This is a genomic window from Chromohalobacter sp., assembly GCF_039830575.1.
GTDB classification, from domain to species: domain Bacteria; phylum Pseudomonadota; class Gammaproteobacteria; order Pseudomonadales; family Halomonadaceae; genus Chromohalobacter; species Chromohalobacter israelensis.
In genome coordinates this window covers 17,011-40,185 of the sequence record NZ_JBDOOX010000001.1, presented here as the reverse complement: position 1 = coordinate 40,185, position 23,175 = coordinate 17,011, and the positions used below count along the sequence as shown (strand labels likewise).

Sequence of the window (23,175 nt, the reverse complement as noted above, 5' to 3'; positions counted from 1 at the left end):
GCAAGTGCTACCTTGGACCACACTTCAACGCAGCAGTGCCGTAATCAATCGGTTTTATCGATATCGCACAGCAGCGGGTGCTGACATTCGCGTGCGTACTCGTTGACCTGGTGACATTTGGTTTCCGCGATATCGCGGGTGAAAATACCGCAGGTGGCCTTGCCGTGCGTATGCACGACGAGCATGACCTGCACGGCCTTTTCCCGCTCCATCGCGAAGAAGCTTTGCAGCACCTCGACGACGAACTCCATGGGAGTGAAATCGTCGTTGTGCAGCACGACCTTGTACATCGGCGGCTGAGCCAGCTCGGGATCCGCCGACTGGACCGAAACGTCGCCTTCCGGATCTTCGTGGGGATCGTCGTCGGGCGGACGTGTCATGCCCAGGATGACCTCTGCGTAAGACATGGGGGAGACGAATGGGTGTTCTGGTTCAAACATAGATGGAAATGTCCGTAAGTGCGCGCCGGATTCGACGGGGCAGGGTCACCAGGGTGAACGCCACCGGCCGCTCCGGTTCTCTCAATGTGCGGCCGGCCGCACGTGGATGCAAGGCGGGCGCCGCGAAAAAACACGCGCCCCGGTACCCCGCAAGTATGGCATTGCGCCCCGGGTGCGGAGTAGGCTTTGCCCCATGTGCGCCGCCGTCGACAGGCCCGAGACCGCCAATGAGTTCGCTGTACCTGCTGCATAAACCTTACCAAATGCTCTCGCAGTTCACCGATACACGGGGACGCGCCACGCTTGCCGAGGCCATCGACGTGCCCGACATCTACCCGGCCGGGCGTCTCGACTACGACTCGGAAGGCTTGCTGCTGCTCACCGGAGACGGCGCACTGGCGCATCGCATCAGTCATCCGCGCCACAAGCAGCCCAAGACCTACTGGGTGCAGGTCGAGGGCGAGCCGGAGCCCGCCGCATTGCAGGCCCTGCGCCAGGGCGTGACGCTGCGTGACGGCCCCACCCGCCCGGCCAAGGTACGCCGTCTCGAGTCACCCGATGTCGCGCCACGCCACCCGCCCGTGCGGCATCGCGAGGCCGTGCCGACCGCGTGGCTCGAGCTCACCCTGAGCGAGGGACGCAATCGCCAGGTTCGCCGCATGACGGCGCATGTCGGCCACCCCACGCTACGCTTGATTCGTGTCGCCATCGGACCATGGCGCCTCGCCGGGCTGGCGCCTGGCGAATGGCGCCGCGAGACCCTGCATGCGCCGCGCGCCCAGGCCGCGCCGGCTTCCTCCCACAAGCGCCGCCGGAGTCGCCGATGAGCCGCTGGTCTCCCCATGTCACCGTCGCCAGCGTCATCGAGCGCGCGGGCCGTTACCTGCTGGTCGAGGAAGACAAGGGCGGGCCCTTCAGCCTGTTCAACCAGCCCGCCGGCCATCTCGAGCCCGGCGAACGTCTGACCCAGGCCGCCGAACGCGAAACCCGTGAGGAGGCCGCCTGGCATATCACCTTGACCGGCTATCTGGGGCTTTACGTCTATACCGCACCCGACGACCTGACCTTTCACAGTCATGCCTTCGTCGGCATCCCCCTCGCCCATCTGGGCAACGATCTGGACAGCGGCATCGTCGCCGCGCACTGGCTGACGCTCGACGAGATCGAAGCCCTGGAACGCTCGCATCGCCTGCGCAGCCCGCTGGTGCTCAAGCGGATCCGCGACGCCATGGCCGGACGCCAGTTTCCTCTCGACGTGATTCACGAACGCTGATGCCGCGACCTCGAAGCCTGAAGCCGGTTTCAGGTATAATGGCCGTTTTGACAGCCATTCATCCTCCACCCATTCGAGAGTGACCATGTCTCACGCCACGGGATCCCGGGCCGCGGGGGCCACTACCGCGTGCAAAGTCATCGTCGGCATGTCGGGCGGCGTCGATTCGTCCGTGACCGCCCTGACCCTGCTGGAGCAGGGCTATGCGGTCGAAGGCCTGTTCATGAAGAACTGGGACGAGGACGACGGCACCGAATACTGCACCGCCAAGGAAGATCTTGCCGACGCCCAGGCCGTATGCGACACCCTGGGCATCACGTTGCACACGGCGAACTTCGCCGCCGAGTACTGGGATAACGTCTTCGAGCATTTTCTCGCCGAGTACAAGGCCGGCCGCACGCCCAATCCCGATATCCTCTGCAACCGCGAGATCAAGTTCAAAGTCTTCCTCGAGTACGCCGAGATGCTCGGTGCCGAGAAGATCGCCACGGGCCATTACGTCCGTCAGGGCTGGCGCGACGGTCACTGCCGGCTGCTCAAGGGGCTCGATGCCAACAAGGACCAGAGCTACTTCCTGCACGCCGTGCCGGAGGTCGCCATCGCGCGCACGCTGTTCCCGGTCGGCGAGATGGAGAAAAGCGAAGTACGCGCCATCGCCGAGCGCCACGGCCTGACCACGGCGCGCAAGAAGGATTCCACGGGCATCTGCTTCATCGGTGAACGGCGCTTCAGCGACTTCCTGAAACAATACCTGCCCGCGCAACCGGGCGTCATCGAAACGCCCGAGGGCGAGGTCATCGGCGAGCACATGGGGCTGATGTACTACACCCTCGGCCAGCGCCAGGGACTGGGCATCGGCGGCCTGCCCAATCATCCCGATGCGCCCTGGTACGTGGCGGCCAAGGACCTCGAGCGCAACGTGCTGATCGCCGTGCAGGGCAAGCATCACCCGCTCTTGTATACCGACAGCCTGAGCACCGAGCCCGTGGAATGGGTCGCCGGTCAACCGCCGGCGCCGGAGGCGCGCCTCCAGGCGAAGACCCGCTACCGCCAGCAGGACGTCGCCTGTCACGTCCGCGTGCTCGAGGACGGCGGCGTCGAGGCGCGTTTCGACGAGCCCCAGCGTGCGGTCACGCCGGGACAGTCCCTGGTGCTCTACGACGGCGACATCTGCCTGGGCGGTGGCGTCATCCGTTCGACCTGGAACCACAGCGAGCATCGAGGAGATAACGCCGCATGACACCGACCCCGATTCAGAACGCGCCGCAGAGCGCTGTCACACGCCAGGCCCTGGCGTTGGCCGGTGTCTTTCAGGCCGCCGCGGTGGTCGATCAACTCGCGCGCACCGGGCAATGCGACGAACGCGCCTGGAACACGCTGATTCGCGCCACGCTGGATACCAATCCCGACAGTTTCGCGACCATCTACGGTGGCCACCACAACAACCTGCGCCTGGGCATCGATACCCTCAGCGCCGTGATGAACCGCCAGCACAGCGATCCCGCCGTCATGCGCTACGGGTTTTCGCTGGTCCTGCTGATGCAGAAGCTGCGCAAGGACGACACCATGATGGCGTCGCTGGGGGAGCGCCTGACCCGCATCCAGGGTCAGGCCGAGCATTTCGGCGACACTCACGAGAACGTGATCGCCAGCCTCGGTCAGCTGTACCAGGACACCTTGTCCACGTTCCGCTACCGCATCGTCGTACAGGGCGATCCCAGCCTGCTGCAAAGCCGCATGATGCCCGAGCGCGTGCGTGCCGCCCTGCTCACCGGGGTGCGTTTCGCCCTGCTCTGGCACCAGCAGGGTGGCCGCCGCTGGAAACTGCTGTTTCAACGCCAGGGCATCAAGAAGTCCCTGGCCGCTCTGGATGGCCACTGAGCGCTGCGCCGCGCGATTCGATTCACAATCAGGAAGACGACACCCATGGAATTGTCCGCCCTCACCGCCCTCTCCCCCGTCGATGGCCGCTATGGCGCCAAAGCCGCCGCCTTGCGCGAACATTTCAGCGAATACGGCTTGATCCGGGCTCGCGTCACCGTCGAGGTGCGCTGGCTGGAGCGTCTCGCCGCGCATCCGGGGATCGTCGAGGTGCCACCGCTCTCGGCCCAGGCCACCAACTTCCTGAGCCAGCTGGTGAGCGAGTTCTCGGTCGCCGACGCCGAGCGCATCAAGGACATCGAGCGCACCACCAATCACGACGTCAAGGCGGTGGAGTACTTCCTCAAGGAAAAGATCGCCGAGGTCGACGAGCTTCACGCGATCACCGAATTCATCCACTTCGCCTGCACCAGCGAGGACATCAACAACCTGTCCTACGGCGTGATGCTGCGTGACGGACTCGACACGCTGCTGCCGACGCTGCGCGAAACCGTCACCGCCATCACGCGCCTGGCCCACGAGCATGCCGAGCAGCCCATGCTCTCGCGTACCCACGGCCAGACCGCCAGCCCCACCACGCTGGGCAAGGAAATGGCCAACGTGGCATACCGCCTGCGCCGCCAGCTCAAGCAGATCGAGCAAGCCGAAATCCTCGGCAAGATCAACGGCGCGGTAGGCAACTACAATGCCCACCTGGCCACCTACCCCGAGATCGACTGGGCCGAGAATGCGCGCATCTTCGTCGAAGGCCTGGGGCTGACCTTCAACCCCTACACCACGCAGATCGAGCCGCACGACTACATCGCCGAACTGTTCGACGCCATCGCCCGCTTCAACACCATCCTGATCGACTTCGACCGCGACGTGTGGGGCTACATTTCGCTAGGCTACTTCAAGCAGAAGACCGTCGAGGGGGAAGTCGGCTCCTCGACCATGCCCCACAAGGTCAATCCCATCGATTTCGAGAACTCCGAGGGCAATCTCGGCCTCTCCAACGCGCTGCTCGGTCACCTCGCCCAGAAACTGCCGATCTCCCGCTGGCAGCGCGATCTGACCGACTCCACGGTGCTGCGCAACCTCGGCGTGGGTCTGGCGTACGGCTTGATCGCCTATCAGGCCACCCTCAAGGGCATCGGCAAGCTGGAAGCCAATCCCGCACGTCTCGACGAGGACCTCGACCAGAACTGGGAAGTCCTCGCCGAGCCGATCCAGACCGTGATGCGCCGTTACGGCATCGAGAAACCCTACGAGAAGCTCAAGACGCTGACGCGTGGCAAGCGCGTCGACCAGGCCGGCTTCGCGGCCTTCATCGACACTCTGGAACTGCCCGACGACGTCAAGACCGAGCTCAAGGCACTGACCCCGGCCACCTATATCGGGAACGCCAGCGAGCAGGCTCGCAATCTATAAGCGGGAAGCGCCGACATCACCAGGTAAACGGCACCGGGGACAGGCCGAAGCGGAGGCGTACAGGGAGGCTTTGACAGCGCCCCCCTCGCGCAGGCCTGTCGCCGGAACAGCCTCGACTCCAAGCCACCCACGGTCAGCATTGCAAGAGGTAGTGCCCATGTCCGCAAATACCCCCCTATCGATACTCGGCGGCTTGACCGCCGAGACCTTCCTGCGTGACTACTGGCAGAAAAAACCGCTGCTGATTCGTGGCGCATTCCCCGACTTCGCGTCGCCGCTTGCCCCCGAGGAACTCGCCGGCCTGGCCTGCGAAGACGGCATCGAGGCCCGGCTCGTCGAAGCCCAGGGCCCCGACAAGCCCTGGCAGGTCAGCCACGGGCCTTTCGGTGACGCCACCTTCGCGCGCCTGCCCGACCGAGAATGGACCCTGCTGGTTCAGGCCGTCGACCATTACGTACCCGAGGTCGCAGCCCTGCTCGATGCCTTCGACTTCCTGCCGCGCTGGCGACTCGACGACGTCATGGTCAGCTACGCGCCTCCCGAAGGCAGCGTGGGCCCGCACGTGGACAATTACGACGTCTTCCTGCTCCAGGGCAGCGGCCAGCGGCGTTGGCAACTCGGCGGCGAACAGCCCGACGATGCCCCGATCGTCTCGGGCATCGACCTGCGCATGCTCGAGCGCTTCGAGGTGACGGCGGACGAGGACTGGGTGCTCGAGCCCGGCGACATGCTGTATCTGCCGCCGCGCATCGCTCATCACGGCGTCAGCCAGAGCGCCGACTGCATGACCTATTCGATCGGTTTCCGGGCCCCCTCCGCCGACGAGGTCATCACCTCGTTCGCCGACTATCTCGGCGAAATGCAGCCCGATTCACGGCGCTACACCGACCCCGATCTCGCTCCCTGCGCGCATGCCGGTCAACTCGACGATCAGGCCATCGCCCGGCTGCGGCGACTGATGCTCTCGGTCATCGACGACCCGGCACAGATGGCCCAGTGGTTCGGCCGTGTCATGACGCAGCCCAAGTACGTCGATCAGCTCGCCCCGCTCGACACGCCGATGGACAGCGCGGCCACCGCCGAGGCGCTGGCACAAGGCCGTTACCTGGAACGCGCCCTGGGCTCGCGCTTCGCCTTTCATGATGAAGACGGCGAGACCACCCTGTTCGTGGATGGCGACGGTCATGCCTGCCCGCCGCCGCTGGCCCGCCTGCTCGCCGACACCACGCCGCTGCATGCCGCCACCCTGGCAGAACATCTCGACGACGCTGCCCTGTCGCTGCTCACCGAGTTGCTCAATCGCGGCAGTCTGCAGTGGCAGGACGAGGATGCCGAGGACGAGGAGGCGTGACATGACGCTCGAGATCGCAAGCGGTGACTGGGCCACGCTGGGGGAGGCTTGCAGCGCGATCCGCAAGACCGTGTTCATCGAGGAACAGCAGGTTCCGCAAGACGAAGAGTGGGACGGTCGCGATCCCCGGTGCCTGCATGTACTGCTGCGTGTCGAGGGGCGGCCCATGGGGACCGCCCGCCTGCTGCCGGACGGCTATATCGGCCGCGTCGCGATCCTGCGCGAGGGTCGCGGCCAGGGGCTGGGGCTACGTCTGATGGAAGCCGTGATGGAAAAGGCGCGTCAGCAAGGTCACGACGCCGTGCATCTCGATGCCCAGACCTACGCGATTCCCTTCTACGAACGTCTCGGCTTTGTCGCCCACGGCGAGACCTTCCTCGACGCCAACATTCCCCACCGCCACATGAGCCTGACTTTTCAATAGCTTGTCGTCGCTCGCAATGCCCCTCCCGAAACAGGGCTACAAGACGCCGCTGCATGGCGGCATCTTGTAGTCAAACTACAACGAAATCTGCGCCTAACTACGCATTGTTGCCGCGTCTCGTGTGCGTCATATTTTCCTCAAAGCCGAGGTTAAAACGATCGTTTTATCGCAGCGCAACAACCGCACCACCAGGCCCGCCCTGGCGAAAAAGACGGCACCTCGGTTCGACGTGGATCGCCCTTTCGGGCTCGCCCCACATGCTCACGACGACCAAGAGGCAAGCGACATGTCCCAGACACGCGAACAGCAAATCGCTGCGTTGGAAAAGGATTGGAACGAGAATCCGCGCTGGAAGGACGTCAAGCGTCCGTACAGTGCCGAAGATGTGGTTCGACTTCGCGGCAGCGTCAACGAAGCGCACACGCTGGCCAGCCGCGGCGCCGAGAAGCTCTGGCGACTGGTCAACGGCGAGGCCCGCAAGGGCTACGTCAACTGCCTCGGCGCGCTGACCGGCGGCCAGGCCATGCAGCAGGTCAAGGCAGGTATCGAGGCGATCTATCTCTCGGGTTGGCAGGTCGCCGCCGACAACAACAGCTACCTGTCGATGTATCCCGACCAGTCGCTCTATCCGGTGGACTCGGTGCCCAAGGTCGTCGAACGCATCAACAACAGTTTCCGCCGCGCGGATCAGATCCAGTGGCAGAAGGGCGCCAACCCCGGCGATGCCGACTTCGTCGATTACTTCGCGCCCATCGTCGCCGACGCCGAGGCGGGATTCGGCGGCGTGCTCAACGCCTACGAACTGATGACGGCGATGATCCGTGCCGGTGCCAGCGGCGTGCATTTCGAGGATCAGCTCGCCGCGGTCAAGAAGTGCGGCCACATGGGCGGCAAGGTGCTGGTGCCCACGCAGGAGGCCGTGCAGAAGCTGGTCGCCGCCCGTCTGGCCGCCGACGTCGCGGGCACGCCGACGCTGGTCATCGCGCGCACCGACGCCAATGCCGCCAACCTGATCACCGCCGACGTGGATGATTACGACAAGCCCTTCATCACCGGGGAACGCACCGCCGAAGGCTTCTATCGGGTCAATGCCGGCCTCGATCAGGCCATCTCGCGAGGCCTGGCCTACGCGCCCTTCGCCGACATCATCTGGTGCGAAACCGCCAAGCCGGATCTCGACGAAGCCAGGCGCTTCGCCGAGGCGATCCATCGCGAATATCCGGGGCAACTGCTGGCCTACAACTGCTCGCCGTCCTTCAACTGGAAGAAGAACCTCGACGATGCCGAGATCGCCGGGTTCCAGCAGGCTCTGGCCGACATGGGCTACACCTACCAGTTCATCACCTTAGCGGGCATTCACAACATGTGGTACAACATGTTCGATCTCGCCCACAGCTACGCTCAGGGCGAAGGCATGAAGCACTACGTCGAGAAGGTCCAGCAGCCGGAATTCGAGGCCGCCGAGCGCGGCTACACCTTCGTCGCTCACCAGCAGGAGGTGGGCACCGGCTACTTCGACGACATGACCAACGTCATCCAGGGCGGAGTGTCGTCGGTGACCGCCCTCAAGGGCTCCACCGAGGAAGCGCAGTTCTGACACGCCACACGCTCCCCCAACGAAAAGGGCGCCCGCTGGGGCGCCCTTTTCATTGCCTGAGTGGCGATCCGATCAACGCTGCTCGCGCAGGATGCCGAGCATCCGCTTGAGCGGTTCCGCCGCCCCCCACAGCAACTGATCGCCCACCGAGAAGGCGGACAGGTATTCGCCCCCCATGGCCAGCTTGCGCAGGCGCCCGACCGGCACGTCCAGCGTGCCGGTCACCGCGGCCGGCGTCAGGCCGCTCAAGGTGGCGTCCTTGTCGTTGGGGATCACCTTCGCCCACTGGTTGTGCTTGGCCAGACGATCCTCGATCTCGTCGAGGGGCACGTCCTGCTTGAGCTTGATGGTGAACGCCTGGCTGTGCGAACGCATCGCGCCGATGCGCACGCACAAGCCATCGATGGGGATCGGCGAGTCGCCGGTGGCGAGAATCTTGTTGCTCTCGACCCCGCCTTTCCACTCTTCCTTGCTCTGACCGTTGTCCATCGCCTTGTCGATCCACGGCAACAAACTGCCGGCCAGCGGCTCGCCGAACTGCTCGGTGGGGAAATCCCCGCCGCGCATGGTCTGCGTCACCTGACGGTCGATATCCAGAATCGCGCTGCCGGGGTCCGCCAGCGAGGCGGCCACCGAGCCATGCAACGCGCCCATCTGGGAAAGCAGCTCGCGCATGTGCTTGGCGCCCGATCCCGAGGCGGCCTGGTAGGTCATGGACGTCATCCACTCCACCATGTTGGCCTCGAACAGGCCGCCCAGCCCCAGCAGCATCAGGCTGACGGTGCAATTGCCGCCGACGAACGTCTTGCCGCCGTTGGCAAGGCCGCGCTCGATGACGTGACGGTTGACCGGGTCGAGCACGATGGTCGCCTCGTCCGCCATGCGCAGCGTGCTGGCGGCATCGATCCAGTAGCCTTGCCAGCCGGCCTCGCGCAGCGGGCGGTAGACGCTTTCCGTATAGTCGCCCCCCTGGCAGGTGACCACTACGTCGAGGCGCTTGAGCGCCTCCAGATCGCGCGCATCCTTGAGCGGGGGAACCTCGACACCGATGTCGGGACCGGGCTGGCCGACCTGGGAGGTGGTGAAGAACACCGGCTCGAGGCCGCTGAAATCGCCATCCTCGCGCATGCGTTGCATGAGGACGGACCCCACCATTCCTCGCCAACCGACAAAACCGACTCTAAGCATGTGTCGTCCTCCTGAAATCTACGAATGGGCGTACGGCCATGATACGTCAGTCACGCTCATTGCGCCTGGAAAGCCGCCAGCACGGCATCGCCCATGGCCTGGGTCGAGACGGGCGCCGTGCCCTCGAACGCGATATCGGCGGTACGCAGCCCCTGGTCGAGTACCGTCCCCACGGCGCGTTCGATGCGCTCGGCGAGCTGCGGCGCCTCGAGGGAATAGCGCAGCATCATGGCCACGGACAGGATCGTCGCCAACGGGTTGGCGATGCCTTGTCCCGCGATGTCCGGCGCGCTGCCGTGACAGGGCTCGTACATGCCCTGACGTTGTTCGTTGAGCGAGGCCGAGGGCAGCATGCCGATTGAGCCCGTCAACATCGCCGCGGCGTCGGAGAGGATATCACCGAACATGTTGCCGGTAACGATGACGTCGAACTGCTTCGGCGCGCGCACCAGCTGCATGGCCGCGTTGTCGACGTACATGTGCGACAGCGCGACATCCGGATACTCCGGCGCCAGCCGCTCCATCACCTCGCGCCACAGGATGGTGGCCTCCAGCACGTTGGCCTTGTCCACCGAGCAGAGCTTGCCGCCGCGCGCACGCGCCATCTCGAAGGCCACGCGGCCGATGCGCTCGATTTCGTGCTCGGCATAGATATAGGTGTTGTATCCGACTCTCTCGCCGTCGCGCTCCTCGATGCCCCGCGGCTGACCGAAGTAGATGCCGCCGGTGAGCTCGCGCACGATCATGATGTCCAGCCCGGCGACGATCTCGGGCTTGAGGCTCGAGGCCGAGGCCAGTTGCGGATACAGCAGCGCCGGGCGCAGGTTGCCGAACAGGTTGAGGTTCTTGCGCAGCCCCAGCAGCCCCTTCTCCGGACGCTTGGACAGATCCTCGATCTTGTCCCACTGGGGGCCGCCCACGGCGCCCAGCAACACCGCATCGGCGGCCTTGGCGCTCGCCAGCGTCTCGTCGGGAAGCGGCACGCCATGGGCGTCGATCCCCGCCCCGCCGACCAGACCTTCCTCGATGCTGGCCTCCAGGCCCGCCTCGCGGCACGCGTTGAGGATCTTGACCGCCTCGCGGGTGATTTCCGGGCCGATACCGTCGCCCGGCAGGACGAGAATCTTGCGACTCATGGCGTACTCTCTCGATGCATCACTGATGACGTCTCGGGCGAGCGCCAGATGACCTGGCATCCCGCGCTCGCCCAGGGGTTCATGAAGGGTCGGCAGCGACCGTCAGCCCGCCTGGCGGAATAGCCACGGCCGCGCCTGACGATGTCGTGCCTCGAAGTCCTCGATGGCGTCGGCGTCCTTCAGGGTCAGGCCGATATCGTCCAGCCCTTCGAGCAGGCAATGCTTGCGGAAGGGGTCGACCTCGAAGGTCAGCACTTCGCCGCTGGGCGTGGTGACCTGCTGCTTTTCCAGATCGACATCCAGACGATAGCCTTCCTCGGCCTCGGCTTCCTGGAACAGCCGGTCCACCGTGGCCTCGTCGAACGTGATCAACAACAGGCCGTTCTTGAAGGCATTGTTGAAGAAGATATCGGCGAAACTCGGCGCGATGATCACGCGAAACCCGAAGTCCTCCAGTGCCCAGGGGGCATGCTCGCGCGAGCTGCCGCAGCCGAAGTTGCGACGTGCCAGCAGCACGCTGGCGCCCTGGTAACGCGGCTGGTTGAGCACGAAATCCGGATTGAGCGGACGCTTGGCGACGTCCTGACCCGGGTAGCCCTCGTCCAGGTAGCGCAGTTCATCGAACAGATTGGGCCCGAAACCGGTGCGCTTGATCGACTTCAAGAACTGCTTGGGGATGATCAGGTCGGTATCCACGTTGGCGCGGTCCATGGGCGCCACGAGGCCCTGATGACGATCGAACTGTCGCATGCTCACGCCTCCTGTACCTGACTGTCATCGTTGGCGGCCCGGCCGGCCCCGAAATCGCGCACGTCCACGAAGTGGCCGGCGATGGCCGCGGCGGCGGCCATGGCGGGACTCACCAGATGCGTGCGCCCGCCGTACCCCTGGCGACCCTCGAAATTGCGATTGGAGGTCGAGGCGCAGTGCTCGCCGGTTCCCAGCTTGTCGGCGTTCATCGCCAGGCACATGGAACACCCCGGCTCGCGCCATTCGAAGCCCGCCTCGAGGAAGATCTTGTCCAGTCCCTCCTCCTCGGCCTGGCGCTTGACCAGTCCGGAACCGGGCACGACCATCGCCAGCTTGATGGAATCCGCCACCTTGCGTCCCTCGGCGACCCTGGCCGCTTCACGCAGGTCTTCGATGCGCGAGTTGGTGCACGACCCGATGAAGACCTTGTCGAGGCGGATATCGGTGATCCGCTGCCCCGCCTGGAGCCCCATGTACTCGAGGGCACGCGAGACGCCGCGCTGCACGGTCTCATCGCCGGCGGCGGCGGGATCCGGTACCTGTGCGCCGACACCGGCGACCATTTCCGGGCTCGTGCCCCAGGTGACCTGCGGCTCGATCTCGGCGGCGTCGAGTTCGACCACCTTGTCGAACGGCGCATCGTCGTCGGAGACCAGCTCGCGCCAGTCGGCGACCGCCGCGTCCCAATGTTCTTCGCTGGGCGCGAAGGGGCGCCGACGCAGGTATTCGATGGTCGTCTCGTCCACCGCGACCAGCCCCACGCGCGCACCGGCCTCGATGGCCATGTTGCAGATGGTCATGCGCCCTTCCATGGACAGGTCGCGAATCGCGCTGCCGGCGAACTCGATGGCGTAGCCGGTGCCGCCGGCGGTGCCGATCTTGCCGATCACCGCCAGCACGATGTCCTTCGCCGTCACGCCGAGCCCCAGCTCGCCCTCGACGCGTACCTGCATGTTCTTCATCTTGCGCTGAATCAGGCACTGGGTCGCCAGCACGTGCTCGACCTCGGAGGTGCCGATGCCGTGCGCCAGGGCCCCGAAGGCCCCGTGCGTGGCCGTGTGCGAATCGCCGCAGACCACCGTCATGCCCGGCTGCGTGGCGCCTTGCTCCGGCCCGACCACATGCACGATGCCCTGACGCGCATCGTTGATGCGGAACTCCTCGATGCCGAAGCTCGCGCAGTTGTCGTCCAGTGTCTCGACCTGAATGCGCGAGACCGGATCGACGATGCCCGCGTTGCCCTCGGAACGCTCCTTGAGCGTGGTCGGCACATTATGGTCCGGCGTGGCGAGATTGGTATCCAGCCGCCACGGCTTGCGCCCGGCAAGCCGCAGACCCTCGAAGGCCTGCGGCGAGGTCACCTCGTGGAGCAGGTGACGATCGATATAGATCAACGCCGTGCCATCGTCGCGTTCCTTTACCAGGTGCCGCGACCAGAGCTTGTCGTAAAGAGTCTGGCCTGCCATGGAATCTCCTCCACTCGTGCCTTCCCGACCGGGAAGATTGGGCGATGACGCTCTATGTCGTCTTGCAACATCTCGCTGATTACGCGCCGCGATAAGCGGCGCAACCTCGATGTCCCCAAGCCTAAGGGGGCTTATGGATAAACGCAATTCATGTTATTTATGCTTTGGATTCCAAAGTAGAATACTTTCCCGAGAGAGCGCTCATGGACACGCAAAGCCTGCAAGCCTTCCTCGCGGTCGCCGACCACGGCTCGTTCTCGCTCGCCGCGGAACAGCTCCATCTGACCCAGCCCGCCGTCAGCAAGCGCATCGCGGGCCTCGAGGGGCAGGTCGGCGCCCAGCTCTTCGACCGACTCAACCGCCGCGTGACGCTCACCGAAGCCGGTCGCACCCTGCTGCCGCGCGCCCGCCAGATCCTGGTGATGTTCGATGACAGCCGTCGCGCGCTGTCCAATCTCAGCGGCGACATCAGCGGCAGCCTGACCATGGCCACCAGCCATCATGTCGGCCTGCACCGCCTGCCACCGCTGCTCAAGGCCTATACCCAGGCCTACCCGGACGTACGCATGGACATGCGCTTTCTGGACTCGGAACAAGCCTATCAAGGCGTGCTGGACGGCGACCTGGAGCTCGCCGTGGTCACGCTGGCCCCGGTCCCCGATCCGGCGCTGACGGTGGTGCCGGTGTGGATCGACCAGTTGCGCTTCGTCTGCGGACGCGAGCACGCCCTCGCCGGGCGCGACACGGTCGCGCTGTCGGCACTGTCCGATTATGATGCCGTGCTGCCGGGACATCTTACCTTCACCCGGGGCATCGTGGTGGACACTTTCGCCCGCGACGGCCTGCAGGTGAACGTCTCGCTGTCCACCAATTACCTCGAAACCCTCAAGATGATGGTCGCCATCGGCCTGGGCTGGAGCGTACTGCCCGAAACCATGATCGACGACGAGATCGAGGTCATTCCCATCGATCACCGCCCCATCCAGCGTCCGCTGGGCTATCTGTTCCACAAGAGCCGGACGCTTTCCAATGCCGCACGGGCCATGCTCGAGATGCTGGATGCCGCCCGGGACACGACGGCCCGGCAATGGGTGTGACGCCTCATGTCGTGAAACATCAAGACAACCCATAAGATAGCCAGGGGGCTCGCCTTTTTTCGTCACGCCGATTTGATCGATAGCGACGCAAAAACGCCGTTTATTATCAACCGGTCCGCCACGTCGTGTCAGAAAACATCATGTGGGCCGTTCGGTGCCGCCTTAGCCTTGTGCCAGACCAACGACACAAACCGCTTGCATGAGGCAGGACATGACCGACACGACTCCCCAAGCGTGGGCGGAGCAGCCCGCGGAAAAGGCACTGACCCTTCCGTCCCGTTATTTCTACGACCCGCAACTGTTCGCCGCCGAACGTGACCGCATCTTCATGGGTGCCTGGCATTTCGCCTGTCACGTCAACGAGGTGACCGAGCCCGGCGCCTTCGTGGTGCGCGACATCTTCGATCAGAGCGTCATCGTGATGCGGGACCGCCAAGGCGAGTTGCATGCCTTTCACAACGTCTGCCAACACCGTGGCAACCGTCTGCTCGACGAGACGCGCGGCGTGCAGAAGGGCGTCATCCGGTGTGCCTATCACTCCTGGTGCTACGGGCTGGACGGCAGCCTGCGCGCCGCACCGCGCAGCGACCGGATCGCGGCCTTCAATGTCGATGATTACCACATCCCGCCGGTACGACTGGAAGTCTTCGCCGGGGGCGTCTACTTCAATCTCGATCCCGACGCGACCGACATGCAGACGCTCTTTCCCGGGGCCGAGGCCGCCATCCGCGAGGCGATTCCGGACCTGGACGCCATGCAACTGATCCAGGAAGACGACGTCATCGTCCCGGCCAACTGGAAAGTGATCATGGACAACTCCATCGAGGGCTATCACTTCCAGCTTTCGGGGCCCCATCACGTCGACCTGGCCGCCCTGATCGATTTCGATGGCTACCGCCTGACCCATCACGACAACTGGTGGACCTACGGCGCACCGCCCAATGCCGATGCCAAGCAGGCATACGGCGTGCCGCTGGAGCGTCCGGCCGGCAACGGCGACGGCTTTTTCAACATCGGCATCTGGCCGCACAACACCTTCTACCAGTTCCCGTTCTCGCAGTGCATGGGCACGTTCATGATCATCCCGCTGGATGCCGAGCGCTCGATCCTGCGCTTCGGGTATTACACCCCGCACGACACGCTGCCGGAAGTGACCAGGGCCAGCATGCGCTGGATGAACGAAGAACTCGGCCCCGAGGACATCGAGCTCAACATCAGCGTGCAGAAAGGCCTGCACTCGCTGGGCTACGATCAGGGCCGCTACATGATCGATGCCGCACGCAGCAACGAAAGCGAGCATCTGGTGCTGCACTTCCACCGCCTGGTGTTCCAGGCCTTGCACGGTGACGCCAGCACGCCCCAGGAGGCGCCGTCATGACATTCACCGGTCAACGCGTGCTGGTGACCGGCGGCGCCCGCGGTATCGGCGCCGCCACGGCACGGCGCTTTCTGGAACAGGGGGCGCGCGTCGCTCTCGGCGCGCGCCGAGAGGCCTCCGTCGAGGCGTTCCGCGATTCGCTGGCGAATACCGAGCTTGCCTCGGCCACGGTGGAATCCGCCGTGGGCGAGATCGGCACCCAGGCCGAGTGCCGGGCGGTCGTGGAAACCGCCGTCGCGCGCCTCGGTGGGCTCGACATCCTGGTCAATTGCGCCGGCGTCTTCGAGGAAGTGCCCTTCGAAGCGGTCACGCAGGAACACTGGGTCAGCACGTTCCGCATCAACGTGGGCGGCACCTTCTTCTGCCTCCAGGCGGCGCTACCGCACCTGGAGGCCAGTGGCGGCAACGTCGTCAACCTGGGCTCGGATGCCGGCCTGATCGGCTTTCCCCCGAGCAGCGTCTACTCCGGCGCCAAGGCCGCCGTGGTCAACCTGACCCGCGCCCTGGCCCTGGAGCTGGCCGGCCGCATACGGATCAACTGCGTGTGCCCGGGCAATGTCGAGACCGACATGATCCAGCACGCCGCCGAGGCCAGCGGCGAGCCACACGCCTACCTGGACGCGGCCCATCGACGAGCGCCCCTGCAACGCATGGGAAAACCGCGAGAGATCGCCGATGCCGTGCTCTATCTCGCCTCTCCGCAGGCCGGCTTCACCCATGGCGCCATCCTGTCCGTCGACGGTGGCGGCGTGTGCGGCTTTTGAGCTCGCGCAGGCCCGCTCGCCGCACCTGACGGCAACACAACGACAACACATCACGAGGAGACTCCCATGACCGCTACCCCCCGACACTGCACCCCGCTGGGCCGCTTGACGTCCACGTTGCTCGGCGGCGCCATGGGCGCGCTGCTGCTCGCGCCTTTCGGGCTCGCCCAGGCCGAGGACGACACGGTCCGCTTCGGCACGCCGCAATGGCCCGGCGCCACCGTCAAGTCGGAAGTGGCGCGACAACTGCTGGACACGCTCGGCTATCGCACCTCGCTGCGGGAAGCCAGCTCGTCGATCATCCTGGAAGGCATGGCGAGCGGCGATCTCGACGTCAACATGGCGCTCTGGCGGCCGTCGCAAAGCGGCATGCTCGATCCCCGCCTGGCGGCCGGCGAGCTGGTCGAAGTCGTCAAGAACATCGACGGCGCGCGCTTTCAGCTCGCGGTGCCCGAATACGTGTGGGACGCCGGTGTGCACTCGATGGCCGATCTCGCCGAGCACGCGGAACGCTTCGGCCGCACTTTCTATGGCATCGAGCCGGGCAACGTCGGCAACGAATTGATGCAGAACGCCATCGACGACGGCACCTACGGCCTGAATGACTGGCGAGTCGCCGCGTCCAGCGAGACCGGCATGATGTCGCAGGTCGAAAGCGACATCCGCAACGAGCAATGGGTCGCGTTTCTGGGCTGGGAACCGCACTGGATGAACGTCGACTTCGACATTCGCTACCTGGAGGACCCCGAGAACCTCTGGGGCGACGCCAGCTCGGTGTCCACGGTGGTCGCCAGCGACTTCGCCGAGCGTCATCCCAACGTCATCGCCTTTCTCGACAACATGGTCGTGCCCATCGCCGTCCAGGACCAGTGGGTCTACGCCTACAGCCGCGAGGACCAGCCGCTGGAAGCGGTCGCCGCGACCTGGATCCAGTCGCATCCCGAACGGGTCAACACCTGGCTCGAAGGCGTGACCACCGCGGATGGCGAGACCCGCGCGCAAGACGCCTATCAGGCCTCGCGTTGACCTTCCGCCCTTCGCCTCAGGATGCCTGCATGACGACTCATCGAGATTACGACTACATCATCGTCGGGGCGGGATCGGCCGGCTGCGTGCTGGCCGACCGACTCACCGCCGATGGCGAATCCCGGGTGTTGCTGCTCGAAGCCGGCCCCCGCGATCGCTCGTGGACCATCGACATGCCGGCCGCCATGGGGGCGGCCATCGATGGACCACGCTTCAACTGGCACTATTGGTCGGGTCCCGAACCCTACCTCGACGGACGGCGCATCGCCACGCCACGTGGACGCACGCTGGGCGGCTCGTCGTCGATCAACGGCATGGTGTACATCCGCGGTCACGCCCGCGATTACGATGCCTGGGAAGACGCCGGCTGTCCCGGCTGGGGTTACCGGCACGTCTTGCCCTACTTTCGCCGCGCCGAGACCCACGAACTGGGCGCCGATGCCTACCACGGCGAGACGGGGCCGCTGCATGTCAGTGCCGGGCGCCCCGAGGATCCCCTGGCGAAAGCCTTCCTGGCCGCCGGCGAAGAAGCCGGCTATGCCGCCAGCGACGACCTCAACGGCTATCGTCAGGAAGGCTTCGGCCGCGTCGATCGCACGACGCGCGCCGGCAGGCGCTGGAGCACGGCGCGTGGCTACCTGGCGCGCGCCGAGACACGCGACAACCTGACGGTCGTGACCCATGCGCTGGCGCAGCGCGTGTTGATCGGCGAGACCGGTGCCGAAGGCATCGAATATCGCCACGCCGACACGCTGCACCGGGCACACGCCACCCGCGAGGTCATCCTGGCGGGTGGCGCCATCAACAGTCCCCAGTTGCTGATGCTCTCCGGCATCGGCCCCGACGACGAACTGACCCGCTGGGGCATTCCTCGCGTGCATACGCTCGAGGGCGTGGGCCGCCGCCTCAGCGACCACCCGGACACCGTCGTGGCATACCGCTGCCGCCGGCCGGTCTCGCATGCCCCCTGGACCCACGCTCCCCGCAAGTGGTGGCTGGGCATGCGCTGGTTCCTCGACCGGCGCGGCCTCGCGGCGAGCAACCAGTTCGACGCCGGCGCCTTCATCCGCTCGCGGGCAGGGGTCGAGCATCCCGACATCCAGTTGACGTTCATGTCCCTGGCCATCGCGCCCGGCACCACCGAAAGCCTGCGCGAGCATGCGTTCCAGGTGCACATCGACTTGATGCGCCCCACGAGCATGGGCCGCCTGCGCCTCAGGAGCGCGGACCCCGCACGAGCGCCGGAGATCGTCTTCAACTACCTGGCCACCGAGCGCGATCGCGCCGACATGCGCGCGGCCGTGCGTCGCGTCAGGGAACTGGTCGAGCAGCCGGCATTCGCGGCGTTGCGGGGCGAGGAAATCTCCCCCGGTGCCGACTGCCAGAGCGATGAGGCGCTGGATGCCTGGGCGCGCGCCACCACCGAAACCGGCTATCACGCCGCCGGCACCTGCAAGATGGGACCGGCCGACGATCCGGAGGCCGTGGTCGACCCCGAGCTTCGCGTGCATGGCATCAATGGTCTGCGCGTGGTCGATGCCTCGATCATGCCTCGCGTGGTCAGCGGCAACACCAATGCGCCGACCGTCATGATCGCCGAAAAGGCCAGCGACATGATCCTCGGCCACGCGCCTCCGGCGCCCTCGGATGCACCCTTCTGGCTGCATGACGACTGGCAGCACCAGCAACGTTGAGGAGGACATGCCATGACCGCGACGCCATTCGAGGTCGTGATCGACAGCCACCAGCGGCTATCGAGCGCTATCTACCAGATCGAGTTGGTCGCCGCCGATGGCGCCGCCCTGCCGCCGGCCCCGGCGGGCGCTCATCTCGAGGTGCGCCTCCCCAATGGCCTGATACGTCACTATTCGCTGCTGGACGACGCGCGTCACGGCCGCTATCGCATCGGCGTGCTGCATGACCCGGCATCCCGCGGGGGATCTGCCTTTCTGGCCGAGCAGGCAAGCGTCGGTACGCAGCTGTGCGTCTCTGCGCCCCGGGACCGCTTTCCCCTCGCCGACGACCGGCAGCACTACCGGCTGATCGGAGGCGGGATCGGCATCACGCCGCTCGTCGCCATGGCGCGCCGACTCGTCGAGCGGGGCGATACGGTCGAGGTGCATTACCTGGTACGTCACCGGGACGAGGCGGCGTTCCTCGACGAACTTCGCGCGTTCCTGCCCGCATCGCAGTTGCACCTGCACGCCTCCGCCACGCAGGGAAGGCTCGCCCCACGTGCGCTGCTGGGCGACTACACGCCGGAGACCGGGGTCTATGCCTGTGGCCCCGAAGGTCTGCTGGACGCCTTGACCGACGCGGCACGGGCGTGGCCTCCGGGCGCACTGCAAATGGAACGCTTCCGCGGCGCATCGCAAGCGCCGGCAGCGCGTACCACGCCTTGCCGGATCGAGCTCGCGCGCAGCGACAAGCAGTTCACGCTCGCCGAGGACGAAACCCTGCTCGACGGTCTGGCACGCGCCGGTGCGGCGCCGGACAGCCTGTGCTGCGAAGGCGCCTGCGGCACCTGCGGTATCCCCGTGCTCGAAGGCGAGGTCGAGCATCGCGACGTTCTTCAGTCCGATGCCGAAAAAGCCGCCAACGACATCATTTACGTCTGCGTTTCGCGCCCCAAGGGGGAGCGCCTGGTGCTCGACCTGTAAGGTCGGCGCGAGCGCTTTCCACGCCCATTCGACAATCGCCAAGGTATGGTCATGTCTTCCTCTCCCCTGTCCACCACCCACGCCGACTGGCAACACCGTGCCGCCACCCTCTCGCTGGATGGCGCCGCCTACATCGACGGTCACCGCTATGTGACGCGCCAGGGGGAATCCCTCGCGTCGATCAACCCCATGACGGGCACGTCGCTGACGGAGATCGCGGCCTGCGGCCCGGCGGATATCGATGCCGCGGTCGATGCGGCACGCCGCGCGTTCGAGCTCGGTGCCTGGTCACGCGCCGAGCCGACGACACGCCGCCGGTGCCTGCAGGCGCTCGCCACTCAGGTGCGCGACCACGCCGAGGAACTCGCCCTGCTCGACAGCCTGGAGGTCGGCAAGTGCATCCACGAAGCCCTGGACGACGTCGAGGAGGCGGCCCTGCTCTTCGACTGGTTCGGCGAGCTCCAGGACAAATGCTATGACCAGCTCGCGCCCAGTCCCAATCGCGTGCAGGCCACGGTGGCTCACGAGCCCCTCGGCGTCGTTGCCGCCGTGGTCCCGTGGAACTTTCCCCTGCATAACGCGGCGGTGAAACTGGCGCCCGCGCTGGCCGCCGGCAACAGCGTGGTGCTCAAGCCCGCCGAGGAATCGTCGCTCTCCGCGCTGCGCCTGGCGGAACTCGCGACCCAGGCCGGCCTCCCGCCCGGGGTTCTCAATGTCGTGCCGGGATACGGGCATGTCGCCGGCGAAGCGCTGGGTCGGCATGCGGGGGTCGACGCGCTCGGCTTCACCGGCTCCACCGAGATCGGCAAACGCTTTCTGGTCTACTCGGGCGAATCCAACATAAAACCCGTGTGGCTGGAATGCGGCGGCAAGAGCCCGCATCTGGTGTTCGACGATTGCCCCGATCTGGAGGCCGCCGTGGACAACGCCGTGGCCGGCATCTTCACCAATGCCGGCCAGGTCTGCTCGGCGCATTCGCGCCTGTTGCTGCAAGAGGGCATCGCCGAGCGCTTCCTCGAGGCCCTGCAGGCACGTATCGCGACGCTCGTGCCGGGAGATCCGCTCGATCCGGCGACGACGCTCGGCCCGCTCGTCAGCCAGGCACAGTTCGACAAGGTTCGCGACTATCTGACGGTCGGCAAGCGCGAGGCCACGCTGTTGTGCGGCGGCGAGACGCTGCAGGCGGCGGGCGGCGACTTGTTCGTCGCCCCCACGGTATTCACCGATGTCGAACCGCATCACCGGCTCTTCCAGGAGGAGATTTTCGGTCCCGTGCTCAGCGTGACGCGCTTCAGCGACGAGCGCCAGGGCGTGACATTGGCCAATGCCAGCCAGTATGGTTTGGCAGCGTCCCTGTGGACCGCCGACCTGGGACGCGCCCATCGCCTTTGCGATGCCCTGCAGGCCGGCACCGTGACGGTCAATGGCGTCGATGCCGTCAGCCCGCAGACGCCTTTCGGCGGCATGAAGCAATCCGGCATCGGTCGCGACTACGCGCTGGCCGGCATGCACAAATACATGGCGCTCAAGACGCGCTGGATCCACTATTGATGGCCTCGGTTTCGCCATCGCCACAGGAGCGAGACATGACGACCGCTACCGAGCTTCCCGGTACTCCCCGCGAACAGCTGGCCTGCGCGTTCCGCTGGCTGGCCCGCCTCGACATGCACGAAGGCGTCGCCAATCACTGCAGCTTGGCCACCCAGGCGGACGGCAGGCGCTTTCTGGTCAACCCCGAAGGGCGTCATTTCGCGGAGATGCGTGCCAGCGACCTCGTCGAGGTGGATGCCAGCGCCGCACAACGTCCCGAATCCATCGACCCCACCGCCTGGGCCATTCACGGCGCCATGCACCGCCAGGGCCACGGCGTGGGATGCGTGATGCATGCCCACTCGCTCTACGCCACCGCCCTGGCCTGCCTGGAGACACCGGAGCTGCCGCCGGTGGAACAGAACGCCATGCGCTTCTTCGAGCGGGTGCACATCGATGCCGGATTCGATGGCATGGGGCTCGACGAAGAAGCGGAACGCCTCGGCAAGCTGGCCGGCACGGCGCCGATCCTCCTGCTCGGCAATCATGGCGTGGTCGCCACCGGCCAGGACGTCGCCGAAGCCTTCGACCACCTCTACTACTTCGAGCGTGCCTGCCGCTCCTATCTGGTGGCCCGTGCCAGCGGCCTTCCCGTGCGTCCCGTCGCGCCCGAGATCGCACGCAAGACCGCCCGGCAATGGGAGGATTATCTGGCGCAAGGCTCGGCGCACATGCACCTTGCCGCCTTGATGCGCCTGCTCGACCGCGACGCCCCCGATTACCGTGATTGACACGCGACGTCCGACGCCCGGGCCGGAGCGCATCGCGATCCTGCTGATGCCGCAGTTTTCCTTTGCCGGTCTGGGTGCGATGCTGGATCCGCTGTTCATCGTCAACTGGCTGACCCAGGAATCGCGCTTCAAGTGGCAGTTGCTGGGCAGCGATGCCACGGTCGCCGCCTCCAACGGCGTCCCCCTGAACGTGGATACCGAGTGGCCGGCACCAGCCGATCTGGACAGCGTGTTCGTCCTCGCCAGTTTCGAGACCAAGACGTATACCGGCGACAAGCGCATCGCCATGTGGCTGCGCCAGTGTGCGGCGGCCGGGGTGGCATTGGGCGGCATCGAGATGGGCAGCGAAGTACTGGCCGCGGCGGGCGTGCTCGACGAGCATCAGGTGGCCGTGCACTGGGATAATCTGGAAGGCTTTCGCGAGCTTTATCCACGCATCCAGGCCACCAGCGACCTCTATCGCATCGCCGGCCAGCGGCTGAGCTGCGCCGGTGGCACCGCCGTGCTCGACATGATGTTCGCCTGGCTCACGCCACGTGTGGAGCCGCCCTACATGGAGGAATTGCGCAATCACTTGCTGGAACGCCGCCAGCGTCGCGACGACAGCGAACAATTGTCGGCGGCCCCCGAGCACCATGTCGAGACGTCGGCGCAGTTGCGCAAGGTGATTCGCACCATGCGCCGCACCCTGGAAACGCCGCTCTCGGCACCGGCGCTGGCTGCCCTCGTCGGGCTCTCGCCGCGCCAGCTGGAGCGGCGCTTCAAGGCCGAACTCGGTGTCACGCCGATTCGTTACTATCTCTGGCTGCGCATCAATCGCGCGCATCGACTGCTGCAGCAGACCGACCTGAGCGTGGCAGAGGTCGCCAGTTGCGCCGGCTTCGGCTCCCTGGAGCATTTCTCACGTGCCTACCGGCGCTTCTTCGGCTGCGCCCCCAGCGACGACCGCCTGCAATCGCGAGACGCCCCGGTGGTCCCGGTGCGACTCTTCCCGATCAAGCGCTGAGCGCCCT

At 65.9% G+C, this 23,175-nt stretch carries 22 protein-coding genes; 17 read left to right on the top strand and 5 right to left on the bottom strand.

Annotated elements, in window-relative coordinates; all coding sequences use genetic code 11:
• Positions 1 to 44: 44 nt before the first annotated feature.
• Entirely contained in the window at positions 45 to 380 is a 336-nt protein-coding gene (clpS, locus tag ABGX75_RS00200) for an ATP-dependent Clp protease adapter ClpS (RefSeq protein WP_224114614.1), read from the bottom strand.
• A 287-nt stretch (positions 381 to 667) separates the two neighbouring features.
• On the opposite strand from clpS, the gene ABGX75_RS00195 reads away from it, so the two are divergent.
• The 8 genes from ABGX75_RS00195 to aceA all read left to right on the top strand — a co-directional run bounded on the left by ABGX75_RS00195 (position 668) and on the right by aceA (position 8,376).
• Positions 668 to 1,267, top strand: coding sequence for a pseudouridine synthase (locus tag ABGX75_RS00195; protein WP_035415225.1), 600 nt, complete (start codon positions 668 to 670; stop codon positions 1,265 to 1,267).
• On the top strand, positions 1,264 to 1,713 hold the full coding sequence (locus ABGX75_RS00190) for an NUDIX hydrolase (RefSeq protein WP_011507736.1): 450 nt from the start codon (positions 1,264 to 1,266) through the stop codon (positions 1,711 to 1,713). Before ABGX75_RS00195 ends, ABGX75_RS00190 begins: the two co-directional genes overlap by 4 nt.
• 85 nt (positions 1,714 to 1,798) lie before the next feature.
• A complete protein-coding gene (mnmA, locus tag ABGX75_RS00185) occupies positions 1,799 to 2,953 on the top strand; it encodes a tRNA 2-thiouridine(34) synthase MnmA (RefSeq protein ID WP_347410905.1) in 1,155 nt (384 codons plus the stop codon).
• Positions 2,950 to 3,594 carry a high frequency lysogenization protein HflD gene (gene hflD, locus ABGX75_RS00180; RefSeq protein ID WP_179153490.1) on the top strand — a complete coding sequence of 215 codons (645 nt, stop codon included), beginning with the start codon at positions 2,950 to 2,952 and terminating at the stop codon, positions 3,592 to 3,594. Before mnmA ends, hflD begins: the two co-directional genes overlap by 4 nt.
• A gap of 45 nt (positions 3,595 to 3,639) precedes the next feature.
• Entirely contained in the window at positions 3,640 to 5,004 is a 1,365-nt protein-coding gene (gene purB, locus ABGX75_RS00175; protein ID WP_347410906.1) for an adenylosuccinate lyase, read from the top strand.
• A 157-nt stretch (positions 5,005 to 5,161) separates the two neighbouring features.
• Complete coding sequence (locus tag ABGX75_RS00170; RefSeq protein WP_347410907.1) at positions 5,162 to 6,355, top strand: cupin domain-containing protein; 1,194 nt, start codon at positions 5,162 to 5,164, stop codon at positions 6,353 to 6,355.
• 1 nt (position 6,356) lies between these two features.
• Positions 6,357 to 6,779 carry a GNAT family N-acetyltransferase gene (locus ABGX75_RS00165; protein WP_347410908.1) on the top strand — a complete coding sequence of 141 codons (423 nt, stop codon included), beginning with the start codon at positions 6,357 to 6,359 and terminating at the stop codon, positions 6,777 to 6,779.
• Positions 6,780 to 7,065: 286 nt separating this feature from the next.
• Positions 7,066 to 8,376, top strand: coding sequence for an isocitrate lyase (gene aceA, locus ABGX75_RS00160; protein WP_011507742.1), 1,311 nt, complete (start codon positions 7,066 to 7,068; stop codon positions 8,374 to 8,376).
• Positions 8,377 to 8,448: 72 nt separating this feature from the next.
• Here the strand turns inward: aceA and asd are convergent, their stop codons facing one another.
• The 4 genes from asd to leuC form a co-directional block, all read right to left on the bottom strand.
• On the bottom strand, positions 8,449 to 9,564 hold the full coding sequence (gene asd / locus ABGX75_RS00155) for an aspartate-semialdehyde dehydrogenase (protein WP_110061736.1): 1,116 nt from the start codon (positions 9,562 to 9,564) through the stop codon (positions 8,449 to 8,451).
• Positions 9,565 to 9,620: 56 nt separating this feature from the next.
• The gene (gene leuB / locus ABGX75_RS00150) at positions 9,621 to 10,700 is read right to left on the bottom strand and encodes a 3-isopropylmalate dehydrogenase (RefSeq protein WP_110061735.1); all 1,080 of its coding nucleotides are present in this window, start codon (positions 10,698 to 10,700) and stop codon (positions 9,621 to 9,623) included.
• A gap of 102 nt (positions 10,701 to 10,802) precedes the next feature.
• Complete coding sequence (gene leuD, locus ABGX75_RS00145; RefSeq protein ID WP_011507745.1) at positions 10,803 to 11,450, bottom strand: 3-isopropylmalate dehydratase small subunit; 648 nt, start codon at positions 11,448 to 11,450, stop codon at positions 10,803 to 10,805.
• Positions 11,451 to 11,452: 2 nt separating this feature from the next.
• Positions 11,453 to 12,916 carry a 3-isopropylmalate dehydratase large subunit gene (gene leuC / locus ABGX75_RS00140; RefSeq protein WP_011507746.1) on the bottom strand — a complete coding sequence of 488 codons (1,464 nt, stop codon included), beginning with the start codon at positions 12,914 to 12,916 and terminating at the stop codon, positions 11,453 to 11,455.
• 203 nt (positions 12,917 to 13,119) lie between these two features.
• On the opposite strand from leuC, the gene ABGX75_RS00135 reads away from it, so the two are divergent.
• The 9 genes from ABGX75_RS00135 to ABGX75_RS00095 all read left to right on the top strand — a co-directional run bounded on the left by ABGX75_RS00135 (position 13,120) and on the right by ABGX75_RS00095 (position 23,168).
• The gene (locus ABGX75_RS00135; protein ID WP_035415200.1) at positions 13,120 to 14,013 is read left to right on the top strand and encodes a LysR family transcriptional regulator; all 894 of its coding nucleotides are present in this window, start codon (positions 13,120 to 13,122) and stop codon (positions 14,011 to 14,013) included.
• A gap of 211 nt (positions 14,014 to 14,224) precedes the next feature.
• Complete coding sequence (locus ABGX75_RS00130) at positions 14,225 to 15,391, top strand: aromatic ring-hydroxylating dioxygenase subunit alpha (RefSeq protein WP_347410909.1); 1,167 nt, start codon at positions 14,225 to 14,227, stop codon at positions 15,389 to 15,391.
• Positions 15,388 to 16,155 carry an SDR family NAD(P)-dependent oxidoreductase gene (locus tag ABGX75_RS00125; RefSeq protein WP_347410910.1) on the top strand — a complete coding sequence of 256 codons (768 nt, stop codon included), beginning with the start codon at positions 15,388 to 15,390 and terminating at the stop codon, positions 16,153 to 16,155. Before ABGX75_RS00130 ends, ABGX75_RS00125 begins: the two co-directional genes overlap by 4 nt.
• Before the next feature lie 66 nt (positions 16,156 to 16,221).
• On the top strand, positions 16,222 to 17,181 hold the full coding sequence (locus ABGX75_RS00120; RefSeq protein ID WP_287124785.1) for an ABC transporter substrate-binding protein: 960 nt from the start codon (positions 16,222 to 16,224) through the stop codon (positions 17,179 to 17,181).
• Between the two features lie 29 nt (positions 17,182 to 17,210).
• Entirely contained in the window at positions 17,211 to 18,875 is a 1,665-nt protein-coding gene (locus tag ABGX75_RS00115; RefSeq protein ID WP_347410911.1) for a choline dehydrogenase, read from the top strand.
• Between the two features lie 12 nt (positions 18,876 to 18,887).
• Entirely contained in the window at positions 18,888 to 19,841 is a 954-nt protein-coding gene (locus tag ABGX75_RS00110; RefSeq protein WP_110061731.1) for a PDR/VanB family oxidoreductase, read from the top strand.
• 51 nt (positions 19,842 to 19,892) lie between these two features.
• Complete coding sequence (locus ABGX75_RS00105) at positions 19,893 to 21,392, top strand: aldehyde dehydrogenase (RefSeq protein WP_110061755.1); 1,500 nt, start codon at positions 19,893 to 19,895, stop codon at positions 21,390 to 21,392.
• Between the two features lie 35 nt (positions 21,393 to 21,427).
• Positions 21,428 to 22,162, top strand: coding sequence for a class II aldolase and adducin N-terminal domain-containing protein (locus ABGX75_RS00100; RefSeq protein WP_110061730.1), 735 nt, complete (start codon positions 21,428 to 21,430; stop codon positions 22,160 to 22,162).
• The gene (locus ABGX75_RS00095; RefSeq protein WP_035415187.1) at positions 22,155 to 23,168 is read left to right on the top strand and encodes a GlxA family transcriptional regulator; all 1,014 of its coding nucleotides are present in this window, start codon (positions 22,155 to 22,157) and stop codon (positions 23,166 to 23,168) included. The genes ABGX75_RS00100 and ABGX75_RS00095 overlap by 8 nt, the downstream gene beginning before the upstream one ends.
• Positions 23,169 to 23,175: the final 7 nt, after the last annotated feature.

Coding starts and splice junctions, on each gene's coding strand:
- clpS (WP_224114614.1), bottom strand. CDS start 380: ATGACACGTCCGCCCGACGACGATCCCCACGAAGATCCGGAAGGCGAC.
- ABGX75_RS00195 (WP_035415225.1), top strand. CDS start 668: ATGAGTTCGCTGTACCTGCTGCATAAACCTTACCAAATGCTCTCGCAG.
- ABGX75_RS00190 (WP_011507736.1), top strand. CDS start 1,264: ATGAGCCGCTGGTCTCCCCATGTCACCGTCGCCAGCGTCATCGAGCGC.
- mnmA (WP_347410905.1), top strand. CDS start 1,799: ATGTCTCACGCCACGGGATCCCGGGCCGCGGGGGCCACTACCGCGTGC.
- hflD (WP_179153490.1), top strand. CDS start 2,950: ATGACACCGACCCCGATTCAGAACGCGCCGCAGAGCGCTGTCACACGC.
- purB (WP_347410906.1), top strand. CDS start 3,640: ATGGAATTGTCCGCCCTCACCGCCCTCTCCCCCGTCGATGGCCGCTAT.
- ABGX75_RS00170 (WP_347410907.1), top strand. CDS start 5,162: ATGTCCGCAAATACCCCCCTATCGATACTCGGCGGCTTGACCGCCGAG.
- ABGX75_RS00165 (WP_347410908.1), top strand. CDS start 6,357: ATGACGCTCGAGATCGCAAGCGGTGACTGGGCCACGCTGGGGGAGGCT.
- aceA (WP_011507742.1), top strand. CDS start 7,066: ATGTCCCAGACACGCGAACAGCAAATCGCTGCGTTGGAAAAGGATTGG.
- asd (WP_110061736.1), bottom strand. CDS start 9,564: ATGCTTAGAGTCGGTTTTGTCGGTTGGCGAGGAATGGTGGGGTCCGTC.
- leuB (WP_110061735.1), bottom strand. CDS start 10,700: ATGAGTCGCAAGATTCTCGTCCTGCCGGGCGACGGTATCGGCCCGGAA.
- leuD (WP_011507745.1), bottom strand. CDS start 11,450: ATGCGACAGTTCGATCGTCATCAGGGCCTCGTGGCGCCCATGGACCGC.
- leuC (WP_011507746.1), bottom strand. CDS start 12,916: ATGGCAGGCCAGACTCTTTACGACAAGCTCTGGTCGCGGCACCTGGTA.
- ABGX75_RS00135 (WP_035415200.1), top strand. CDS start 13,120: ATGGACACGCAAAGCCTGCAAGCCTTCCTCGCGGTCGCCGACCACGGC.
- ABGX75_RS00130 (WP_347410909.1), top strand. CDS start 14,225: ATGACCGACACGACTCCCCAAGCGTGGGCGGAGCAGCCCGCGGAAAAG.
- ABGX75_RS00125 (WP_347410910.1), top strand. CDS start 15,388: ATGACATTCACCGGTCAACGCGTGCTGGTGACCGGCGGCGCCCGCGGT.
- ABGX75_RS00120 (WP_287124785.1), top strand. CDS start 16,222: ATGACCGCTACCCCCCGACACTGCACCCCGCTGGGCCGCTTGACGTCC.
- ABGX75_RS00115 (WP_347410911.1), top strand. CDS start 17,211: ATGACGACTCATCGAGATTACGACTACATCATCGTCGGGGCGGGATCG.
- ABGX75_RS00110 (WP_110061731.1), top strand. CDS start 18,888: ATGACCGCGACGCCATTCGAGGTCGTGATCGACAGCCACCAGCGGCTA.
- ABGX75_RS00105 (WP_110061755.1), top strand. CDS start 19,893: ATGTCTTCCTCTCCCCTGTCCACCACCCACGCCGACTGGCAACACCGT.
- ABGX75_RS00100 (WP_110061730.1), top strand. CDS start 21,428: ATGACGACCGCTACCGAGCTTCCCGGTACTCCCCGCGAACAGCTGGCC.